18 protein-coding genes and 1 pseudogene are annotated in these 19547 nt (G+C 37.8%); 2 read left to right on the top strand and 17 right to left on the bottom strand.

The features are described 5' to 3' along the window. Window positions 1-247, top strand: a 247-nt coding sequence (locus HMPREF0721_RS12220; protein ID WP_207635227.1) for a hypothetical protein, incomplete at its 5' end; no start/stop codon positions are given. A 117-nt stretch (window positions 248-364) separates the two neighbouring features. Here HMPREF0721_RS12220 and HMPREF0721_RS00345 read toward each other — a convergent pair. The 14 genes and pseudogenes from HMPREF0721_RS00345 to HMPREF0721_RS00285 form a co-directional block, all read right to left on the bottom strand. Then, the gene (locus HMPREF0721_RS00345) at window positions 365-673 is read right to left on the bottom strand and encodes a hypothetical protein (protein ID WP_006597499.1); all 309 of its coding nucleotides are present in this window, start codon (window positions 671-673) and stop codon (window positions 365-367) included. Next, on the bottom strand, window positions 661-1761 hold the full coding sequence (locus tag HMPREF0721_RS00340; protein WP_006597498.1) for an ATP-binding protein: 1101 nt from the start codon (window positions 1759-1761) through the stop codon (window positions 661-663). Before HMPREF0721_RS00340 ends, HMPREF0721_RS00345 begins: the two co-directional genes overlap by 13 nt. Beyond that, window positions 1746-2798 carry a PHP domain-containing protein gene (locus HMPREF0721_RS00335; RefSeq protein WP_006597497.1) on the bottom strand — a complete coding sequence of 351 codons (1053 nt, stop codon included), beginning with the start codon at window positions 2796-2798 and terminating at the stop codon, window positions 1746-1748. Before HMPREF0721_RS00335 ends, HMPREF0721_RS00340 begins: the two co-directional genes overlap by 16 nt. Window positions 2799-2856: 58 nt before the next feature. Further along, window positions 2857-3120, bottom strand: a complete 264-nt coding sequence (locus HMPREF0721_RS11680) for a hypothetical protein (RefSeq protein WP_156788662.1) — start codon at window positions 3118-3120, stop codon at window positions 2857-2859. Then, window positions 3095-4426: an RNA-binding domain-containing protein gene (locus HMPREF0721_RS00330; RefSeq protein WP_006597495.1), complete on the bottom strand. Its 1332-nt coding sequence runs from the start codon at window positions 4424-4426 to the stop codon at window positions 3095-3097. Before HMPREF0721_RS00330 ends, HMPREF0721_RS11680 begins: the two co-directional genes overlap by 26 nt. A gap of 216 nt (window positions 4427-4642) precedes the next feature. Continuing rightward, window positions 4643-4984: a hypothetical protein gene (locus HMPREF0721_RS00325; RefSeq protein ID WP_006597494.1), complete on the bottom strand. Its 342-nt coding sequence runs from the start codon at window positions 4982-4984 to the stop codon at window positions 4643-4645. A gap of 265 nt (window positions 4985-5249) precedes the next feature. Next, complete coding sequence (locus HMPREF0721_RS00320) at window positions 5250-5834, bottom strand: MptD family putative ECF transporter S component (protein ID WP_006597493.1); 585 nt, start codon at window positions 5832-5834, stop codon at window positions 5250-5252. Window positions 5835-5844: 10 nt separating this feature from the next. Continuing rightward, window positions 5845-6549 carry an energy-coupling factor transporter transmembrane component T gene (locus HMPREF0721_RS00315; RefSeq protein WP_006597492.1) on the bottom strand — a complete coding sequence of 235 codons (705 nt, stop codon included), beginning with the start codon at window positions 6547-6549 and terminating at the stop codon, window positions 5845-5847. Next, the gene (locus HMPREF0721_RS00310; protein WP_006597491.1) at window positions 6539-8056 is read right to left on the bottom strand and encodes an ABC transporter ATP-binding protein; all 1518 of its coding nucleotides are present in this window, start codon (window positions 8054-8056) and stop codon (window positions 6539-6541) included. Before HMPREF0721_RS00310 ends, HMPREF0721_RS00315 begins: the two co-directional genes overlap by 11 nt. 2 nt (window positions 8057-8058) lie before the next feature. Further along, window positions 8059-9768, bottom strand: coding sequence for an ABC transporter ATP-binding protein (locus HMPREF0721_RS00305; protein WP_006597490.1), 1710 nt, complete (start codon window positions 9766-9768; stop codon window positions 8059-8061). Further along, window positions 9761-11499, bottom strand: a pseudogene (locus HMPREF0721_RS00300) (ABC transporter ATP-binding protein). The gene HMPREF0721_RS00305 and the pseudogene HMPREF0721_RS00300 overlap by 8 nt, the downstream one beginning before the upstream one ends. Before the next feature lie 140 nt (window positions 11500-11639). Beyond that, a complete protein-coding gene (locus HMPREF0721_RS00295) occupies window positions 11640-12158 on the bottom strand; it encodes a ClbS/DfsB family four-helix bundle protein (RefSeq protein WP_006597488.1) in 519 nt (172 codons plus the stop codon). Between the two features lie 50 nt (window positions 12159-12208). Next, entirely contained in the window at window positions 12209-12781 is a 573-nt protein-coding gene (locus HMPREF0721_RS00290; protein WP_006597487.1) for a TetR/AcrR family transcriptional regulator, read from the bottom strand. Window positions 12782-12859: 78 nt separating this feature from the next. Next, window positions 12860-13792 (bottom strand): hypothetical protein, encoded by a 933-nt coding sequence (locus HMPREF0721_RS00285; protein ID WP_006597486.1) that lies wholly within the window; start codon window positions 13790-13792, stop codon window positions 12860-12862. A gap of 502 nt (window positions 13793-14294) precedes the next feature. Here HMPREF0721_RS00285 and HMPREF0721_RS12330 point away from each other — a divergent pair. Then, window positions 14295-14459, top strand: coding sequence for a carbamoyl-phosphate synthase large subunit (locus tag HMPREF0721_RS12330; RefSeq protein WP_156788661.1), 165 nt, complete (start codon window positions 14295-14297; stop codon window positions 14457-14459). Window positions 14460-14549: 90 nt separating this feature from the next. On the opposite strand, the gene HMPREF0721_RS00270 is transcribed toward HMPREF0721_RS12330, so the two are convergent. The 3 genes from HMPREF0721_RS00270 to HMPREF0721_RS00260 all read right to left on the bottom strand — a co-directional run bounded on the left by HMPREF0721_RS00270 (window position 14550) and on the right by HMPREF0721_RS00260 (window position 19543). Continuing rightward, window positions 14550-15392 carry an AraC family transcriptional regulator gene (locus HMPREF0721_RS00270; RefSeq protein WP_006597482.1) on the bottom strand — a complete coding sequence of 281 codons (843 nt, stop codon included), beginning with the start codon at window positions 15390-15392 and terminating at the stop codon, window positions 14550-14552. Between the two features lie 316 nt (window positions 15393-15708). Next, the gene (guaA, locus tag HMPREF0721_RS00265; RefSeq protein WP_006597481.1) at window positions 15709-17298 is read right to left on the bottom strand and encodes a glutamine-hydrolyzing GMP synthase; all 1590 of its coding nucleotides are present in this window, start codon (window positions 17296-17298) and stop codon (window positions 15709-15711) included. 25 nt (window positions 17299-17323) lie between these two features. Next, window positions 17324-19543, bottom strand: coding sequence for an FAD-dependent oxidoreductase (locus HMPREF0721_RS00260; protein ID WP_006597480.1), 2220 nt, complete (start codon window positions 19541-19543; stop codon window positions 17324-17326). Window positions 19544-19547 lie beyond the last annotated feature (4 nt).

The following is a 19547-nucleotide window of genomic DNA, read 5'->3' as shown; positions in this document are numbered from 1 at the left end:
CACCAAAAATGATGGAAGGCTTTTTTGTGTTTGTCTATCTTGCCTGAGAACGATGGACATCGGCCATAAACTCGCTCACTTCGGCAACACCCTTTTTGACACGCTTTTTCAGCTTTTTGGTATCAAAATAGTATCCGTCGGGAATTTTCAATTTCTAAAACACTCGCAAACGGGGCGGCAATATTTATGCGGGTTTACGATCAGTAACATGCTTGTTTCTGTCACTCGAATTCGATATGCCCATTGATGTCATTTTGTATAATCCGCATAAAATCAGGGTTTTTATTATCAAATTTAACCTTATTATCCATTTTATTTCTGTTTATCTGAATTTTTGCAAGCATATTGCAAGCACAAAACTTTCCTAAGCATTATCTAATTCTATTATTTTTTTAAAATCAGATTCTGCATTTTTGATTTCACTATTTATTTGTAGCACTATATCATTTGCCACTTCATTAAATAAATCGTTGTCTGAATCATCCAGCTCAAATTCTATAAGTTTTTTTCTCTTAATTACTTCCTGAAAGATTAAATTAAATAAATTTTCAATATCTTGCGTATTGCTGTCAGTTATATTAACTGAGCTATTTTCTAAATCTGGTATTAAAAATTTAACGGTTTCATTATTTTCACTTCTATCTACTTTGAATTTCATTATTATTGATTCCATATGTTTCTCCTTATATTGAACATGTGTTCACTTCCTTCTAAATGTTTAATAGCTTCATCTTCCCACGATATTATATTGTCAGCATTTTTAATTGATACCAGTTCATTTGCATACATATTACCAGCAAAATATATTTCTGCTTCTGAATCTCCTACATAGTTGCAATATATTGTTTGTGTTGGCAATGTATTAATTGCAATATTGGCATTATGCGTAGATAAAACCACCGTTTTTCCTATATCTCTTAAATACTTTAATTTAGGAATTATATATTCTGATATATATTTATTTCCAAGTCCTCGTTCTATTTCATCAAACAAGTAACAATCAAAAGCCAGATTTTCAATCAGTCCACTAATTGATAGAATTGATTTTTCACCTTCAGAAGGTTCATATATAGTATCGTCTTCTCTAATAACCATGCAAGACTTCTTTACACAGTCACTAAAATATTCTGCACCGCACTTTTGTAACTCATCAATCGAAAATAATTTATTCATTTCCAACAAATTTTTAACAGAAAAATCTGCTATTTTTTCTATTAAGCCTCGATTAATAGAAATCTTATTTCTATCAAATGGAGAACCTTTAACATATTTTTCATTTTTATCCATTACTTTCACTTCCACTTTGGAATAAATATGCCCCTTATCTGGTAATTCTCCAATTTTAATTTTTTTAGATGATTTAATATTCTCTAAACTCTCATTAATATTTTTGATTTTTTCAAAAATAGCTCGTCTCTCAGAAACCATTTTTGAAAATCCAATATTATTGGGTTTAGATTTTTTTCCTGTTTTTTTATCTATTATTTCTTTAATATTTTCAATAATTATACCTGTTTTAGAAACAGAAAATATTGCTTTAGCTTTCTCTATTGTATCTTCATAAATTTCTTGTTTAAGCTTATATAATTCATCAGATAAATTTTCTTTATGCTCGTTTTCATCATTTCTATACTCTGTATTTATATTATTGACTTTATTGATATAATTAATATTTTCCCTATATTTTATAGAAACATCTTGGATGGTTTGAGATATATTTTTATTAAACAAACAATCTGTTTTTCTTATTTTTTTTTGCATTTTTTTGACACATTTTGATTTTCATAGTACTTCAAATATTTACCAATAAAATTAGTGTAAGTACTCTCTTTATAATTTAATACAGAGTCTAAATTATTAATTATACAGTCTTTTAAAACGCTATCTATTTCAACTTCATCTTCATTATTTTTCAATATTTCATCATAGACTTTTTGATAATCTTTTCCTTCGTGAATAAAAATCTTTTTCCCACTTTCACTTAATTTAGGAAAAATATGATTTTTCATTAACACAGTCTTTCCTGAACCCTTGCCACCAAAAATTACATTAACATCCTGATATATATCCAACTTGTTCTTATAATCCAAATCTATTTCCATTTTTTCACAATGATTCAATACGGATTTTATAAACACATTAGATGATGTTGCTAACTCATAAAATTTACCGAAGCTATCAATTGCAAATTTCATTTCTGGTAATCTTTTTGCATCTTCCGAATATTTCCCCCAATCTTTTACATCGCTTCCTATTAAAGATATCTCATTATGCGCATTGATTATACCCATGGTTTTTAGTTTTGGTTCTAGAATAACTGTGTACCCAACTAAATCTTTTTTCAAAAGATTTTTTTCTTCAATACTTATTGATCTATCTTTATCTTTATCTAAAAAGTGAGGAATAATTAAAATTTTATCTGTATTAAATTTTTTAATATTGAGTATTAAGTCATTATATTCCAGTTTATAATCATCATAATTTCTATTGTCATCTTTAGAAAAAATGTCTTTAAAATCAGTTGCACACTCTTGACTGCACACTAAGATAATATGCCTTATTTTGTTTTCATCAAATCTAACATCTAACTCTATGCCCGGAAAAATAATAAAATTTATTGGTTTACTTGAAATCGCATTATATTCATTGATATCAAATTTATTATGATTCGTAATCGCACATAATCCAACATTATTTTCTTGAATTTTTTCTATGAATTTTTCTGCATCTATTACTCTCGACGCTCCATCACCTTTTTTACATTTTTGTGTATGTAAATGTAGATCTATCTTTTTCATTTTCGCCCTTCTCCCACTCTGTGTAATTCATATATTAATTTTTTAAAGTTCATATTTTTTATGCCTTATACTCCTCAGTAGCCTCTTTTATCATTCCATCATGCCAATCTACTGTGTCTAACGGCATTTCATGGTATTTATCAAATACTTCATACAAATACTTATACTTAACTTTATTTTCAATAATCTTCTTCAGAGAATCTGTATCCATTGAAATAATCTCCATACCTGTGGTAGTTTCTTCAGCTCCGGTACATGGTATTATCTTTCTATACCTAGAATCAAAAACTATATTTTTACCTAACCACAATCCAATTCCCATCTCTCTTTGATCCAATTCTTTCTACCATCTTTTTTTCTTGCAGAGATTTAAATGTTCTTTCGATAGTCCTTTTTGTTACACCTATTATTTCTGCAAGCTCAACTGATGTTACACTTGGATTTTCTATCAAAAGTCCTATTACTTTCTTTTCAGTCTTGTTTAAAGCGACATTCAAACCGACATTCAAACCGACATTTTTATTGTCTATTTGGTCAATTACTTCTTTTTCAAAGGGAATCGTGCATCTAATATAGTTGCTTTCAATTTGAAAAACATCTTTCCCATATTTTTCTACAATCGTTGGAATGCCATGCCCAGTATGTTCAGTAAGCCTCATATTTAAAAATATTCTCATCAATGTTGCATTTCTGGGTTTACTTATTCCACCAAAGAATTGTTCCTTTGTCATTCCGCTAGGAAGTCCACCGTGAGACAGTATTTCAAGCCTGTTATGATACATTGAAATCTGTGGCTCTGTAATTGTCCAATCGTTATGAACTAAAGCATTTAGAATTGCTTCATTAACACAATCAAAATCAAATAAATATGTGTCTTTTCTTGGTCTGACTGTCGTATCAGAAATGCATATATTTTCAGCTTGCAATCTGTTTTTTATTTTTCCATATGTAGTTAAAATACATCCATAACCATAATCACTTCGTTCAGAAATTGAAGCTTTATTTTCTCCTTGAAATTTCACAAAAATAAACGGAATATTATTTTTATCCGATAGTAATTCTGCCAATAAATTATATTCTCCTGTTTCATTCCTTAAATTTAAATTTGTTTCAAATGATGTATCTTCCAGATGATAATTTTTTTCAGAATAATATATCTTAAGTTCTCTAAATGATAGATTAGATGAATTCGCTCTTTTCTTAAGCATGTATTCATTATCTACGAACTTTTTCTCATATCTGATTTTTATCTGCTCCGGTGTCATCTCTTTGCAGGTTGTTCCTATTCTTATTGTGCATCCGGCAGAAGAAAATCCATATTTCTTTTGACAATAAATATGATGCCGCCCTTTATTTATATGAATCACTATAAGAGTTTTTCCTTCGTCAAATTTAAGTTCCGAGCTGATTTCATCTTGTGGATTTGGTTCTATTTGGCTTGTAATAATATCAGATATTTTTCTAAGAATTTCGTCTATTTTATCCACACCAATTACAATACCATTATCTTTTATGCCGATAAGAATCGTTCCTCCTGTGCCATTGAGGAAAGAGACTATTTCCTTTGTAATCGTATCGGTATATTTCTCTTTTAACTCCAACGTCTCTGATTCAATATATTGGTTCATCGCAATCCTCCTCAAGCATGATTATTATATCATGTTTGCGACATTTATAAAATACAAACCGACATTTTTTGTCGTATTTTTATGATTCATTTCCATAAAGAAAGGTTAAGCAGCTTTATTGACACTTAACCTTTCCAAGTTTTTAGATTTTATCTTTTAATATCTCTCTTAGTTTTTCTAAAATCCTATCCCTCCTTTGTCCGATTGCCTGATAACTTACTTTTTCTTTTTTCCGATTGACCTTAGACTTTTTTCCTTGTAGAAGATAACTTCCATCAGCCCTCTTTCTTCTTTTGTAAGAGTATTTAATGCTTTATGAAGTTCTTCAATTTGCATTTTTACTTCTACAATTTTTTCTAAGTCTATTTTTTCATCTATGATGTTATCTACAAAGTGTCCATCATGATCCAGTGCCGAAAATGGTATAACATTATGCTTCCAATCTTTTCTTTGGAGATACTTTTCATGCTCTGTTATCTTCCAATAGGCTTTGTAGACTTCTTCGCTTACAGGTACGGCTTTGCCTTTCACATAAAGGTAATATTCTTTCTTAGCCATTGTGTGTTCCTCCTTTTTAAGTTCTCTGTTTTGCTTTTGAGAATAAAAAAGGAGGACTTCTACACTTTGGCGTAAAAAGTCCTCTTAACTTAAAAACTACTAATTTATTATATTGATTATTTGGATGTTTGTAATGGCGACATATTGCTATACAAAAGCAAGTCCAAGCATAAAAAAGGATAATTATATCGTTCTGTGAAAACCGAAACTATAAGTTTTGACATGATTATCCCTCCATTACTTTTCCTCCTAAGTAAATTTATTATTAAATCACGCCTGCCTTTTCAAAATGCTTTTTCAGTATCCTTGTTGCAACAAATGCTCCTATGCAAGCAAGAACAAAAGTGGCAAGTCCAAAGCCTACTGCCCACGACACTTTGAAATAAGATAATGCTTCATTTATTTGTGCTTCGCTCATTTTCCATTTTGATGCTCTTTCCACAAAAGAAGCTGTTCCGAATAAAATCACAGGAATGACTGTCCCTAAAAAATCTGCTAATGCAAATGTCCCATATCCAATAATCATTCGTCCCTTGCTCTCATAATTTCCTATAATCAAATCACATATAATTCCACCAATTACAGCAAAGACTGCATGAGGTAAATGTCCTCCCGACAATGCAATTAAACCAAGAAGCGTTCCTGATATTGTAAACACGCCCTTCTTTTTAACTTTCAAAGCCATCAGAATGTAAACGGTAGCCGCTACCATAAAGCTAACTCCTGAAGCAATAAAGCCTCCAATCACTGTTGTTGCCATTGCAAAGCTGGCTGCCATGTATATGACCATTCCAATTGCATTAAAGATTCCGATTGTAATAAAATCACGACCATTTAATTTGTTTTTCATAAAAGTCCTCCTAATAAATTCTCTGTATTACTATCACAAGAGCAATCATCAAAGCTCCTAATAGTCCAATCATTAAGTCTGTTGTTCTAAACCGCAATTCTGTTAATGTTACCCTATTCTCATCACTATCAAGTCCTCTAATGAGTGCTGAAGCTGACAATTCATCTGAAATCTTAATCATTCTCATTAAAAGCGGAACAAGTGTATATTCAATGTATTTAATTGGATGTAGCAACGGGAAAAATCTACTTGTTACAATTCCTCGAATCTTCATATTCTCTTTTAATGCCTTGAGTTCTATTTTTGTAGTTGGTACAAATCTAAGCAAAACACTAAAAGGGATGCCAATGCTTCTTGGCACCTTCATTCTATTTAACGCTTCCAGCATTTCACTTACACTTGTAGTCTTTGTTATATATCCACCAAACATAGCGATTAAGGTCATTCTTGATGCAAAGTAAATAAACATATATATTGCAAATACAATACTTGCTTCACAAAATTTTCCAAGCCCTAACTCTATGCAGTATAAAAGCACAAAAAACAAGATAAAGCGTAACGCTCTTTTCCACATCCCGCTATATAAATATAGAAAAAAGGCAAAAACAATTAGTACAAAAAGTAGAATTGTATCGCTTATAAAAAAGCTCGTAAATCCAACAATTGGAAGTAGAGTAAGTTTTATTCTCGGATCGACTGTTTTTCTATCTGACAAGCTCTCTACCTCCTCTCATCTTGTCTAATATGAGAAATTTATTACTTTCACTTATATTCAAAACACTTTCTATTTTTCCATCTCCCATTACCCAGAGCTTACTCACTGTGTTTGCTAAAAACTCAAAATCATGACTTATTACCAAAACTGTTATCCCTTTTTTTAATTGTTCTTCAATCAGTTTTGCGACTGAAAGCATTGAGTCTTTATCACAACCTGATGTTGGTTCATCATAGATGAAAACTTTTGCCTGTTTCATCATTCCACAAGCTATTGTCAGTCTTTGTTTTTCTCCTCTTGATAAAGCAAACGGATGCTTATCAATGTATTTGTCTAAGCCAAGTACACTCAAAATAGACTTTGCCTTTTGAGTATTTTCTTTTTTATCTTTACTTGAAATACCAAGTAGCATTTCATCAAGTACACTTTCCGAAAACAACTGATAGTCTGAATCTTGAAAGACAAAATATGACATATCCATTAAATCTTTATGATTAAGCGACTTATCTTTCCTCGCCCATATTTTTCCCTCTTCTATCTTCTCAAGTCCTGAAAGCACTCTTGCAAAGGTAGTTTTCCCAGTACCATTTAAGCCGATAAGACCAATGGCTTTTCCGCACTCCATATTGAAATCAAGATGATTTAAAATGTACTGTTTTTGCTTCTTTCCATTCTTAGCTACATTCGAATAGCAAAATTTCAAGTCTTTTCCGCTGATACTTTCATCCTTTAATTGATATGAATCTTTCTTCTCACTTATCCTGTATTCTTCTAATTCAAGAGTTCTTAGTCCATTCTCATCCCAAAACTCCCCTTCAAGATGAATAACTTCTTCCCGACTCAAGTCCAGTGCAATTTCTCCATCTTTCACCAAAAGAAAACGGTCAAATAAAGATTTTACATAGTACAAACGATGTTCAATTAGAACAACTGTTGTTCCTTTTTTCTTTAATTTTTCCAAAATTAAAAATAGGTCAAATGTTGCTTTCATATCCAAATTTGCTGAAGGTTCATCTAAAATTAAAACTTTCGGATTCATCGCATAGATACTTGCAATAGCTATCTTTTGTTTCTGTCCGCTTGATAATTCAAAAACAGATTTTCCTTTCAGTTCCTCAATATCCAGTTCTGCATATACTTCTTCTACTCTCTGTTTTATTTCATCTCTTGATTTGCAGATGGTTTGAAGCCCAAAAGCTATTTCTTCATCTGTCGTTGTCGTAAAAAATTGACTTCTTGGATCTTGAAATACAGTCCCTACAATATGCCCTATTTCATGAAGCGATAATTTGCTTATATCTTTTCCGGACGCAAAGGCTTCCCCTTGCATTTTGCCTTTGTAATAATGTGGAATAAGACCATTCATCACACTTCCAAGAGTGCTTTTACCACTTCCACTTTTCCCTGAAATTAAAACAAATTCACCTTTTCTAATTTCAAGATTGACATTTTTTAAAGCAGTTCGTCCATCTTCCCATTCATAATAAACATTTTTTAGCAAAATCATGGTTATACCTCATACTGAGCTTTCCATAATTTTGTGTAGTAACCATTTTTTGCAAGAAGTTCGCCATGTTTTCCTTTTTCAAGTAAATTTCCTTTTTGGAACACAAGAATTTGATCTGCCTTTTGAATGGTTCTTAAATGATGAGCAATCACAAGAACAGTTCTGTCCTTTGCAAGCTCTGTAATGGCATCTTGTATCAAAGATTCATCGACAGGATCAACATTACTTGTCATTTCATCAAGAATTAAAATCGGTGCATCTTTTAGAAACGCTCTTGCAATGGATATTCTCTGTCTTTGTCCGCCTGACAATATTCCGCCGTTTTCGCCAATATCCGTTTCATATCCTTCAGGCAAACTCATAATAAAATCATGGATTCTTGCTTTCTTTGCAGCTTTAATGATTTCCTCTTTTGTAGCTCCTTTTTTACCTACTCTGATATTTTCTTCAATCGTGTTATCAAACAATTGAACATTCTGCATGACAATACTGATACAATCCAAAAGTTCATCATAAGGAATATCTCTAATATCCACACCGCCAAGTGTAATTTTGCCTTGCTGCACATCATAAAATCTTAATAACAGGTTAGTTATCGTCGTCTTGCCACTTCCTGACTCACCAACCAGTGCAGTCATTGTTTTTTCATCAATATCAAAACTTAAATTTTCCATTTTGAACTCATCTTTTTCATAGGAAAAACCAATGTTCTCAAAAGCTATATCATTATCTTTCGGAACAATCCCATCCACTTTATCCGGGATTACATCTGCATATAAAATTCTTGAAAGTCTTTCGTAACTATCCACCGCCGAAACATAATACATATAGTGTTGTTCCATAGAAGCGAACGGCTTATAAAACTCTTTTGAAATTACCGCAAAGATAATAAAATGAAGTACATCAAGATTTCCCTTTACAACAAATATTGTTCCAGAGGTTAAAAGAACCAAATATCCAATATCCAGTAAAAACCCAAATATGGATAATTGTTTTGCCTTAAATCTTGAAGCTGCTTTGCTTGTTTCTCCAAACTTTTTCGTTTTATTCATAAGCTCATGATCTAAGCTCTTATTGTTTGAAAAACTCTTTATTACAGGTATTCCTCTAACATATTCAACAAATAGGCTAACCATATCAAGAAGTGCTGAGTTGTTCTGATTTTCTATTTTTTCAGATTGCTTAATTGTCAAATATAGAAAGATAAGAGCAATCGAAACAGATACAGCCATTAGAATAGCAAGTTTTAAATCAACACTTGCAAGACCAATAAATACGACTGTGCCTATCAAAAAATCACCAAACATTCTTGACCACATATGTCCTACAACAAGGGACATATTATCAACATCTTTGTGTAAAATTGTATTGATTTCTCCAAGTCGTTCATTGGTATAAAATCCCAAACTGAATTTCTTTAATTTGATAATCATGCGTTCTCTGATTTGCTGAACAATATCAAAACCTGCACTATGCTTTTTCATATCGGAGGCCATATTACAAATGCCTTTAAACACTACAAGTAATCCAATCGCAATAAAATCTTTATATAAACTTGCTAAACTTGTCCCCTCAAATATCTGAAACAGTATAGAAAATACGATCACAATCATAGCTATGGAGCTTAGTCCATAAAGGGCAAAGAATACACTTGATATAATCAAATCTCTCTTGCCAGTTTTTGTAAGTAGTTTTAACATTTCTCTAAACATTTTCTGTTACCACCTCTTTCAAATTCCATCTATCTACCTTGTTCTGTGCTTCAACCATATCCTTATAAAAATCACATCTTTTCATCAGCTCTTCATGGCTTCCTGCATCAAGAACAACACCCTTATCCATAACAATAATTTGGTCTGAATCTCTAATCGTATTTAGATGATGAGCAATTGTAATGATGGTTTTATCCTTGCTTAAATCGTCAATGGCTTCGCCGATAAGTCTTTCATTTTCACTATCAACAGCTGCCATTGCTTCATCTAATATTAAAATCGGTGCATTTTTCAGTATCATTCTTGCAATAGAGATTCTTTGTTTTTCTCCACCGGATAACTTGACTCCCATTTCGCCTACTCGTGTTTCATATCCATTCGGTAATGCTGAAATAAAATCATGGCATCTTGCTTTTTTAGCAGCTTCTATGACTTCTTCTTTTTTTGCATTTAATTTTCCGATTGCTATATTTTCAAAAATGCTTAAATCAAAAAGGATAACCTCCTGTTGCACACTACCAATCAACATTGAGATATTTTCTTGGCTATAATCTTTTATGTCTTTTCCATTTATCAATATCTGTCCTTTATCTGCATCCCAAAATCCCATAAGCAAGTTAGATACGGTACTTTTGCCACAACCGCTTGCTCCTACAAAGGCGTTCAAACTATTTTTCTTAAAATTCAAATTGATATTTTTAAGCTCAAAGCTATCTTTTCCGTATGCAAAATTCACATCTTTAAATTCTATGTTTCCAAATTCTAAACCTTGTTCTGTCTTTTTATTTGGAAGTGGAACTGTTAATACTTTTCCTATCGCCTTTAATGCTTCCTTAAACACAATAGAAAAATGTTGCAATGTAGCTGTCTTACTTATAGATGCAGTAAAAGCAGACGATAAAATAATGGCAAGGATAAAATTAGGCGTTGTAATATTTCCATGATAAAGAAATATGCTTCCCAAAATCATGACAATAACCACTCCAATTTCCATAAATATGTCAATGAGTCCCATTGGAATTGTGATTGCTCCCATACTCTTTTTAACCCAGTAAATATATTCTCTTGCCGTTTTTAATGTTCTTTCACTAATTTCCTCTTCTTTAGCAAAAGCCTTAATCACAGAAATATTTTTTACATATTCCATTAGCTCTTCTCTCATTCTGTTTTCATGATTGAAGTAAATCGCAAAGTTTTTATCCATTGTTTTCTGAGAAAGAACTTTTACCAAATACATAAGTGGAACTCCGGCAATCATTCCAAGAGCAAGACGCCAGTCTACAAAAATCATAGCTACAAAAATAATGGTAGGCAGAAGTGTAACTGACATTATTTCAGGAAGACCATGAGCAAGGTATACTTCCACTTGTTCTACATCATGCTGAACTATGTTGGTAAGCTCTCCGGTATTATGTTCTTTGAAAAATCCTAAACTTAGTTTTTTCAGATGACCGATAATATCTAACCTAAGTTCTGTCAGTTTTTCATAGGCTTTTTCATGGGCAACCTTTGTCGCAAAATAGTAAAACACGCCTTTTAATACAAACGATATAAAGATTCCCAAGAATATATACTTTAAATTACCTTCGTTAATATTGTTTGTGATTAAAGAACTAATTAAATATACAAGTAATATTTGTGGTATCAAATCGAATACTATTTTTAAAGCAAGAAGTGAATTGGATAAGCCATTTTTTCCAATCACTTTTTTCTTAATTCTTTTTCCGGCATGAACAACGCTCCTTTCAAAATTGAATAATATTGAATTTTAATTCATTATTAAGGTTTAAAGTAAGACTTTGCTGATTACGCAAAGTCTGTTTTAGCCGATCAGCTATATTTTTTAAATTACTGTATCAGCAAATCAAAAATTATAGCACAATCTTTTTCCATTTTCTAATCTTAGTTCTAAACGTTCCAAAAGGGGCAACCGTATTAACATGAATAAACTTATAAACTTCCCATGTCGCTGTTTTAGTAGCTTCATCAGCCCATTTTCTCATATGCGGTTGAAATAATTCTTCTTCACTTAGTGTATCAATCATTGTATAGATAGATATAATATTCTCTTTCAATCGTTTCTTTAATTCTTCTATCGATAAATGAGCATAAGTATCGGTAAACCACTGATATAATTCTCCAAGTTGATTCCATTTAAACATATCCGACGGTGTCTTTACTTCAAAACCGTTTTTCTCATCTTCTTCCCATTTCAAAACTAATGTTGTCCATCCGAGTTGATAAGCAAGATTTTCTGCTGGTGTTCTGTCAACTTCAGGGACTCTCTTATCTTTGAGAGATTCAGGAATAATATCAAATTCAGAAATATACTTTTCAAAACTTTTATTTATCTCAGATTTCAGTTCTTCTTTATCTTTATATATTTTCAAAATATCTCCTCCAAAAATTTAAATTTATCGCATTTAAATATCAAATCAACTTACAAGGATTCCACTCCCTTGTAATAACACCTTGCAATAAGTTTTAACATATCTTTTTCCCACTTTTCACTTTGATAGTGCCTTGCTATTTCAAGAAGCCCCTCTGTGAAATTACTGGCTAAAATATGGGCAAGCATTGGATCATATTCCTCTTTTGATTGTCTTTTTAAACTTACTTCAATATGAACCTGCATTTGCGATATGAGTTTTTGTTTTGCTTCTGTATGCTTTGTACCTGAGCTTTTATCCATTAAAATAATTAACTTCTTACGCTCTTTTAAAAGTTCATGAATATAATTTTCTCCAACCTCATCAAATCTTTCAGAAGCAGAACCTTTTTCCAAAGACTCCTCCTCATCAAAGGCTGACTCGAAATTTATATAAACAGAACTTACTACTGCATCAAACAAAACTTCCTTATTTTTGAAATAGGTATAAATTAGTGCCACAGGAATATCTGCTTCTTTTGCAATTTCTGTTAATTTGGCACCTCTATAGTCCTTTTCATAAAATACTTTTTCTGCTGCATCAAGGATTCTATTTCTAACTTCTTCTTTTAATACTTGTGCCATCGCACACCTCTTTCTATTCCAATACTGAATTTATATTTAATAATAAATTATAATTCAATATTTGTCAAATTTTCCTTTTCAACCGCCATAGCTTCTGATGGTTTCATACACCCTGTTATTTTTGTAAGGGATACAATCCTCGACCCAGTTCCACCAGAAATATCCTCCGACAAACCGCTTGTGGTATTTGGGCATCCCGTAATATTTTTTGGCCATTTCGATTTTACTTTTTTCGGTGGCATTTTCAGCGATATTCCCGCACTCCCCTATGCCAAGAAAAGCTGACGGGAAAATTTCCCCCAGATCCTTAAATATGCGCTTCCATTCAGGAGAATAACCGCCATTATCATCTTCATAATAACTTACAAAACAATAATCGACAGAATCCGCTAATTTTGGGGGAATATATTTTTGCATCCACGCGATCATATCCTTGCTCGGCGAATCGGTGCAATACAATGTCAATGCGATCTTCCCGCCCTTGCGCTTGATAAAATTCGCTGCTGAAAATATTTTATCGACAATCAATTCCGGCCTTTGCTTTATCCACTCCGTTCCGTTGATTTCATTCCCGACTTCCCAAATACTTACATATTGAGACAAATGTTCATAAGAATCTTTGAACCTTTGGAGATAACTTTCCCTGTCTTTAAAATTTTTCATTTCGAAAGAATCCACGGGGCAGGCCATTATATCCGCATAGGGTTTGATGGCTTTAAACAGCTTCACATATTCTGCGGGTTCCGTTTCTCTTGACATAACGATTCTGACCGTTGGCCTTGCCTTCAGATTTTTCAGTCCCTCTACAACATCCTTTAACGCAACGTCATCGTCCCACGCATCGTCGATGGTAAGTCCATAAATCTGCTTTTTCACATCTTTTTTTACAGGCTTTTCTTTTTTTACGTTTCCGCAGCCACAAAAGCAAACGGCTGGAAGAATCAGTATCAATGCACAAGATATCACCTTATACAACATTGACTTTTTTAATATGACCCTGCTCTCAAACATAAGATTCCTTTCTTGTTTTTACTTGATATGATCGCCTTCTTCGACACAGCAACCGCATCTTGGCTGCAAATGGCCTTTCTTTTGTCTTTCCCGAGTTTTATGCGATCAAAATGCATTACTCCCTTATTGACAAGACGGCACGCCTTTTTACAAATTCATTTAAATAATATATTTTAATTAAATTCGCTTTAATCGAGCTTTTGTCAGCTTCCATATTTTTGGCAAACAAAAAATCCACAGGTTCCCGTTTCACGGAATATTCTTGTGGATTTTTGGAAAATATTTCCGCTGCACTCCATGTAAATAAAAATTATCTGAAAGAACCTGCCTATCCCTATACGGAACATGATCTTATGCGATTCTTGTTTAAGCTTAGCGGCCGCATTGAGGTTAATATCAGGCCGGTTATTATGAACGACGAAGATCCCGGATACACTACCACCATCTATTTTGGCAGTGACACTATTTTGAAATACGTGGCATGCTTGAAGAATGGCAGAAAATGAAAGAGAAGTATGAAAATAACGAAATTACAAAAGAGGCACTGCAAGATTGGAAAGCAAATTATCCTGAAAGTCTGAAAAAAGATTATGTTCCCTTTGAAGAAAGCAATGTAAAATTCTATAAAAGCGGAATAAATGCCAAAGTCCCACCGGAAATAAAATAAGCACAGAAAAAGCACATAGCTGAAAAATTTTACTCTTCGAGCCATGTGCTTTTTATAAGAATCTAATTGACCTAATAAACTGCTTATTTGTTAAGATTTACATATCGGAATCCAAAGTTCCATTTTATAGTCTTTGCTATGCATATCACCTTCATAATAATATTCAAAGTCGGGTTTCCCTGAATGAACATAGCCATGCTCCGGAAAGAATACTTCCATCGCATATTTCCACCCGTTATGAATACACTCCGGAACACTTCCTGTCAGCTCAACAACAGCATACTCTGCTTCTTCAACTTCCAAAACATCTAAGTCCATACTTCTTGCTTTATCTATATCATTAACGATATAACCCGCCATATAATTTATAGAATTTGGGCTTTCTACATCATGACAAATACCTACGCTTCGTCCTTCTCCAAGCATTGCTAATTCATCATGACTATATTTTTTATATAGTTTATCCCAAACACTCGGACACAATGACGAATTGATGTTTTGTTCATTTACACCTGCAACTGTAAATGCTTTTTTCTTTTGAATTGTAATATTCATACTTCTCCCTCCTCTTACACTTAATGCCAACTGTACTCGTGAAACTAATTTGAACGGTTTCCCATTTCTTACCTCTGAAGGAGTAAATCCATGAAAATTCTTAAATGCTGTTCCAAACGAATCCGATGACTCATATCCAAACTTGAATGCAACATCAATGATTTTTTCATCTGTATCTCTTAATATAATGGCAGCTTCCGTTAATCTTCTGCTTCTTAAATATTCCGAAAGTGTTGTTTCAGTTAAAATAGAAAACAAGCGACTGAACATTGAATAAGAATATCCGGATAACTGACTTACTCTCTTTTCATTGATTTCATCATCAAGAACGGTTTCAAGATAATCAATCGTGCTGTTAAACGACTTAATAATATTCATTTTTGGTTTTCCTCCTTTCTTTCAGTTTATTTTAGTATAGAGGAAGATTTCTTTTACTACCCTACAGTATTCGTACAAATTTTAAAGGATACATCCCCACGAATATAAATTTATAAATCACTATATCCACAAAAGCCTTCCACCAAAATGATGGAAGGCTTTCTAAACTATTTACCTAAATTCAACAACTCCCTTTCAGACCTGCTTTTTCTTGCTTTTAGTATCAAAACAGTATCATTTAGAGAATTTTTCTATATTTAAACCGTTTAAAAGCTGTATTTTCAACAGTTTTATAAAAGTAGCATATTTGCTTCTGTTATTCAAACTCAATCGTTCCCGGGGGCTTCGACGTCAGGTCATACATCACGCGATTGACGCCCTTCACCTCGTTGATAATCCGGTTCATGCAGGTCTGCAGCACCGGCCACGGGATTTCCGCGGCCTCGGCCGTCATAAAGTCGGCGGTGAGCACCCCGCGCAGCACCACGGCATAATCGTAGGTCCGGCCGTCGCCCATCACGCCTACTGACCGCAGGTTGGAAAGCGCCGCAAAAAACTGCCCCGCGCCGGTGTCGATGCCGGCGTTGGCGAGCTCTTCGCGAAAGATTGCATCCGCTTCCTGGGTGATGGCCACCTTTTCCGGCGTCACTTCGCCCACGATGCGCACGCCGAGACCCGGCCCCGGGAAAGGCTGGCGATACACCAGATGCGCCGGGATGCCCAGCTCCAGTCCGGCCCGGCGCACTTCGTCCTTAAAAAGATCGCGCAGCGGTTCGATCGGCGTTTCTTCAAAGCCGAGATCCGTCACCATTTCTTTGGGCAGACCGCCGACGTTGTGATGGGATTTGATCACCGCGCCGCCGCTGCCGACGCCGCTTTCCACCACGTCGGGATAGATTGTGCCCTGGGCCATGTATTTAAAGCCGCCCTGAGCGGCCAGCTTTTTCGCCTCTGCGCCAAAAATTTCAACAAAAAGAGCGCCGATGATCTTGCGCTTCTGTTCCGGATCAATGACTCCTTTTAGGGCTTTAAAATACTGATCTCCGGCGTTCACCCGAATAAAGTTCAGATCAAAGTCGCCATCCGGCCCGAACACGGCCTCCACTTCATCGCCCTCGTTTTTGCGCATCAGCCCGTGATCCACAAAAACGCAGGTCAGCTGCTTGCCGACGGCCCGGGAGAGCAGCACCGCCGCCACGGTGGAGTCTACCCCGCCGGACAGGCCGAGCAGCACCCGGTCGCTGCCGATCTTTTCCCGCAGCGCCACGACGGTATGGTCCACAAAGGCATCCATCTGCCAGCTGCCGGCGCAGCCGCAGATATCGATCACAAAATTGCGCAGCATCTTCGTACCCTCCGGGGTGTGCGCCACCTCCGGATGAAACTGCACCGCGTAAAGATTTCGCGCCGGATCTTCCATCGCCGCCACCGGACAATTCGCGGTGTGGGCCGTCACGGCAAACCCTTCGGGCGCCGCGGCAATATAATCGGTGTGGCTCATCCAACAGGTCGTCTCCGGCGTCACATCGGCCAATAAATGGCCGCCAGCGCTGTCGATGGTTAGATCGGTGCGGCCGTATTCACTGGCGGGCGCCGTCTCCACCCGGCCGCCGCATTGATAGGCCATCAGCTGCGAGCCGTAGCAGATGCCGAGGATCGGAATGCCGGCTTCAAAGAGTTCTTGGGGATAGGCCGGAGAGGCCGGATCGTAAACGCTGTTGGGCCCGCCGGTCAGGATGATGCCTTTGGGATTCATCGCTTTGAGCGTTTCAAGGCCGGTTTGATACGAATGGATCTCACAATACACATGGCATTCCCGCACGCGCCTGGCGATCAGCTGCTTGTACTGACCGCCGAAATCGAGAACGACAATGGTTTCCCGTTCGGAATGGGATTGGTTCGTCATGAATGCTTGCCTCCTTCAATGTCTGTCATGCGTCAATTTTGTCAAAAGCGTTTTGAACGGCCTGCGCCAAACTCGGCGCCGGATTGACGATCCGCGCCATATCGGCGTCGGTGCCCCGCATCGCCATCAGTGCCTGCACCTGCCCGAGGAGTCCGCAGGCCTCTTCGCCGATGATGTGCACCCCGAGAATTTCCCGGGTTTCCCCATCGACGATCACCTTCACGAAGCCCTGCTTATCCTCGTCAAAGAGGCTGCCGGGCTCGCTGCCCAGCGGCGCAAGGCCGAAGCGCACATCCTCATGGGCCACGCCGGCCCGACGGGTGTCGAGACCGATGGTCGCCACCTCCGGAAACGCGTGAATGCAAACCGGCACCTGCGTGAAATCAATGGCGCGCAATTTGCTGCCTTCTGCTTCGAGGGCGATGTTGTCCACCACCATCTGGGCCATGGCCCGCCCCTGATGCGCCAGGGTGCACCGGCCTGTCGCTTCTCCAATGGCATACACATTGGCCACCGAGGTCCTGCCAAATTCATCGATGACGATGCGCCCCTCGTCGATATCGAGACGCAGCGCATCGAGACCACGGGTATTCACCCGGTATTCCGAGGCAACGTAAATCGCCGACGAGATCACCGTGGTGATTTTAGGATAGCGGCCGTTTGCCGCCGGCTTCGCGTCGGTGTCCGCCAGTTCGATATGGATGGCCCCCAGCGAGTCTTTATAGACATCGACGGGCTTCACCCGGGTGTGCACGCCGATGCCGCTGCGCTTCATCTGTTCTTCCAGGCGGTTGATGATCTGAGCGTCGAGGCCCTTTAAAACATTGTCTGCCGCGGTAATAATGGACACCCGGGAGCCCATCGTCGCGTAAATCGAAGCCACCTCGCAAACGATAGGGCCGTCGCCGATGATCGTCAGCTCCTGGGGGATCTGGTCGAGATTGAAGATCGTCCTGTCCGTAATCACCTCGTCATAATCTTCCATAAAAGCCGCCGGCTGGGGCAGGGTGCCCGTCGCCACGATAAGCTTTCGCCAGTTGAGGCGCTCCTGGCGGCCTCCCTCGTCTTTCACGTCGATAAAGCCCGGCGCCAGAGGCCGGCCCGCGCCCTCAAACACGCGCACGCCGGCGTCCATCAAATCGCTGCGCAGCACCGCCGCTTCGTAATCCACCGCACGCTGCTTTTCACTCCCCATCACCTGCATATCCAGGGACAGCTTGTCAACGACAATGCCCTTGTTGCGCCTTGCGCCGATGCAGGATCGGATCAGTTTGGCGTTTTCGTAGAGGAATCGCGCCTCCACCGCGCCACCGTACAAAAAGCCGCCGCCGAAATTTTCCGCGACCAGCGCGGTCTTAAAGCCCTTGCGTCCGGCCGCGATCGCCGCGGCAATGCCGGCCGCACCGCCGCCCAGCACGACAGCATCAAAATCCCGTTCGGAATCCGGATCGGCCTTGGCCGCCACGCCAAGATTGATGATCTTGGTATAGTCCGGGGCCATTTCCGGATTAAAATCGGCCGACGCCAATTCATCTGCCGACATCTTGGCGGCAAGTCTCCTTCGATCCCGGTTTCTCACCAAATCCGACGCCGCTGCAGATGCTTTATCACTTTCTGCAGTGGCATCCGGCATTTCAACGCCGTTCGGCGCGCCTGTGCCCGCTTCGTCTGCCGAATCCGCTTCGGCGGCCGGCCCATCCGCCATCGCCGTTTCATCGATTGATTCTTTTGGTAGCGCTTCCGACTCGGCCGATGCTTTTAAACTTTCAGACGCATCTGCCGCGTCGCTTTCCGGCTCAGCGCCGTCCTCCGCGGCCTTTTGTGCCGCCTCCCTGATATCGCGGCGCAGGATACGTCCCTCGGGGCCGCTGCCGCTTTCAATCTTATGATAATCCACGTGCAGCTTTTCGGCCAGTTTCCGTGCCAGGGGCGAAATGCCTTCATCTTCTTCGGCGGCCGGTTCCGCCGGCAGGCTTTCACGCACTTCATGTGCCTGATCTTTGTGCACCCGCTTTTGAACTATGCGTTTTTTTTCGAGGTAAAGATCGATGTCTTTCTCGGTGATGCGCCGATTCCCGAAAAAACCGTCCAGTTTGCTGAGATCGATGCCCTTTTCCCGGGCGTAGCGGCGGGCCGCCGGGGTCGAGCGCAGATTGTTTTCACGAGGATGAACCTCCCGTTTGCGCTGTCCGAGATTTCTCAAAGAAAGCCGTTCATTGCCCTTCGGCTGATTTTGATCTGTCATGCTT

Origin of the sequence: Pseudoramibacter alactolyticus ATCC 23263 (genome assembly GCF_000185505.1) — a bacterium.
In the GTDB taxonomy this organism is placed as follows: domain Bacteria; phylum Bacillota; class Clostridia; order Eubacteriales; family Eubacteriaceae; genus Pseudoramibacter; species Pseudoramibacter alactolyticus.
Note: the sequence above shows the minus strand (reverse complement) of the source record. Positions and strands in the feature narration are given on the sequence as shown.

Bases quoted from the DNA above. Each gene is read 5' to 3' on its own strand.
- HMPREF0721_RS12330 (WP_156788661.1), top strand. From the start codon at position 14,295: ATGAAAGAGAAGTATGAAAATAACGAAATTACAAAAGAGGCACTGCAA.
- HMPREF0721_RS00305 (WP_006597490.1), bottom strand. From the start codon at position 9,768: ATGTTTAGAGAAATGTTAAAACTACTTACAAAAACTGGCAAGAGAGAT.
- guaA (WP_006597481.1), bottom strand. From the start codon at position 17,298: ATGACGAACCAATCCCATTCCGAACGGGAAACCATTGTCGTTCTCGAT.
- HMPREF0721_RS00270 (WP_006597482.1), bottom strand. From the start codon at position 15,392: ATGAATATTATTAAGTCGTTTAACAGCACGATTGATTATCTTGAAACC.
- HMPREF0721_RS00345 (WP_006597499.1), bottom strand. From the start codon at position 673: ATGGAATCAATAATAATGAAATTCAAAGTAGATAGAAGTGAAAATAAT.
- HMPREF0721_RS00320 (WP_006597493.1), bottom strand. From the start codon at position 5,834: ATGAAAAACAAATTAAATGGTCGTGATTTTATTACAATCGGAATCTTT.
- HMPREF0721_RS00310 (WP_006597491.1), bottom strand. From the start codon at position 8,056: ATGATTTTGCTAAAAAATGTTTATTATGAATGGGAAGATGGACGAACT.
- HMPREF0721_RS00325 (WP_006597494.1), bottom strand. From the start codon at position 4,984: ATGGCTAAGAAAGAATATTACCTTTATGTGAAAGGCAAAGCCGTACCT.
- HMPREF0721_RS00330 (WP_006597495.1), bottom strand. From the start codon at position 4,426: ATGAACCAATATATTGAATCAGAGACGTTGGAGTTAAAAGAGAAATAT.
- HMPREF0721_RS00340 (WP_006597498.1), bottom strand. From the start codon at position 1,761: ATGCAAAAAAAAATAAGAAAAACAGATTGTTTGTTTAATAAAAATATA.
- HMPREF0721_RS00335 (WP_006597497.1), bottom strand. From the start codon at position 2,798: ATGAAAAAGATAGATCTACATTTACATACACAAAAATGTAAAAAAGGT.
- HMPREF0721_RS11680 (WP_156788662.1), bottom strand. From the start codon at position 3,120: ATGGGAATTGGATTGTGGTTAGGTAAAAATATAGTTTTTGATTCTAGG.
- HMPREF0721_RS00260 (WP_006597480.1), bottom strand. From the start codon at position 19,543: ATGACAGATCAAAATCAGCCGAAGGGCAATGAACGGCTTTCTTTGAGA.
- HMPREF0721_RS00285 (WP_006597486.1), bottom strand. From the start codon at position 13,792: ATGTTTGAGAGCAGGGTCATATTAAAAAAGTCAATGTTGTATAAGGTG.
- HMPREF0721_RS00290 (WP_006597487.1), bottom strand. From the start codon at position 12,781: ATGGCACAAGTATTAAAAGAAGAAGTTAGAAATAGAATCCTTGATGCA.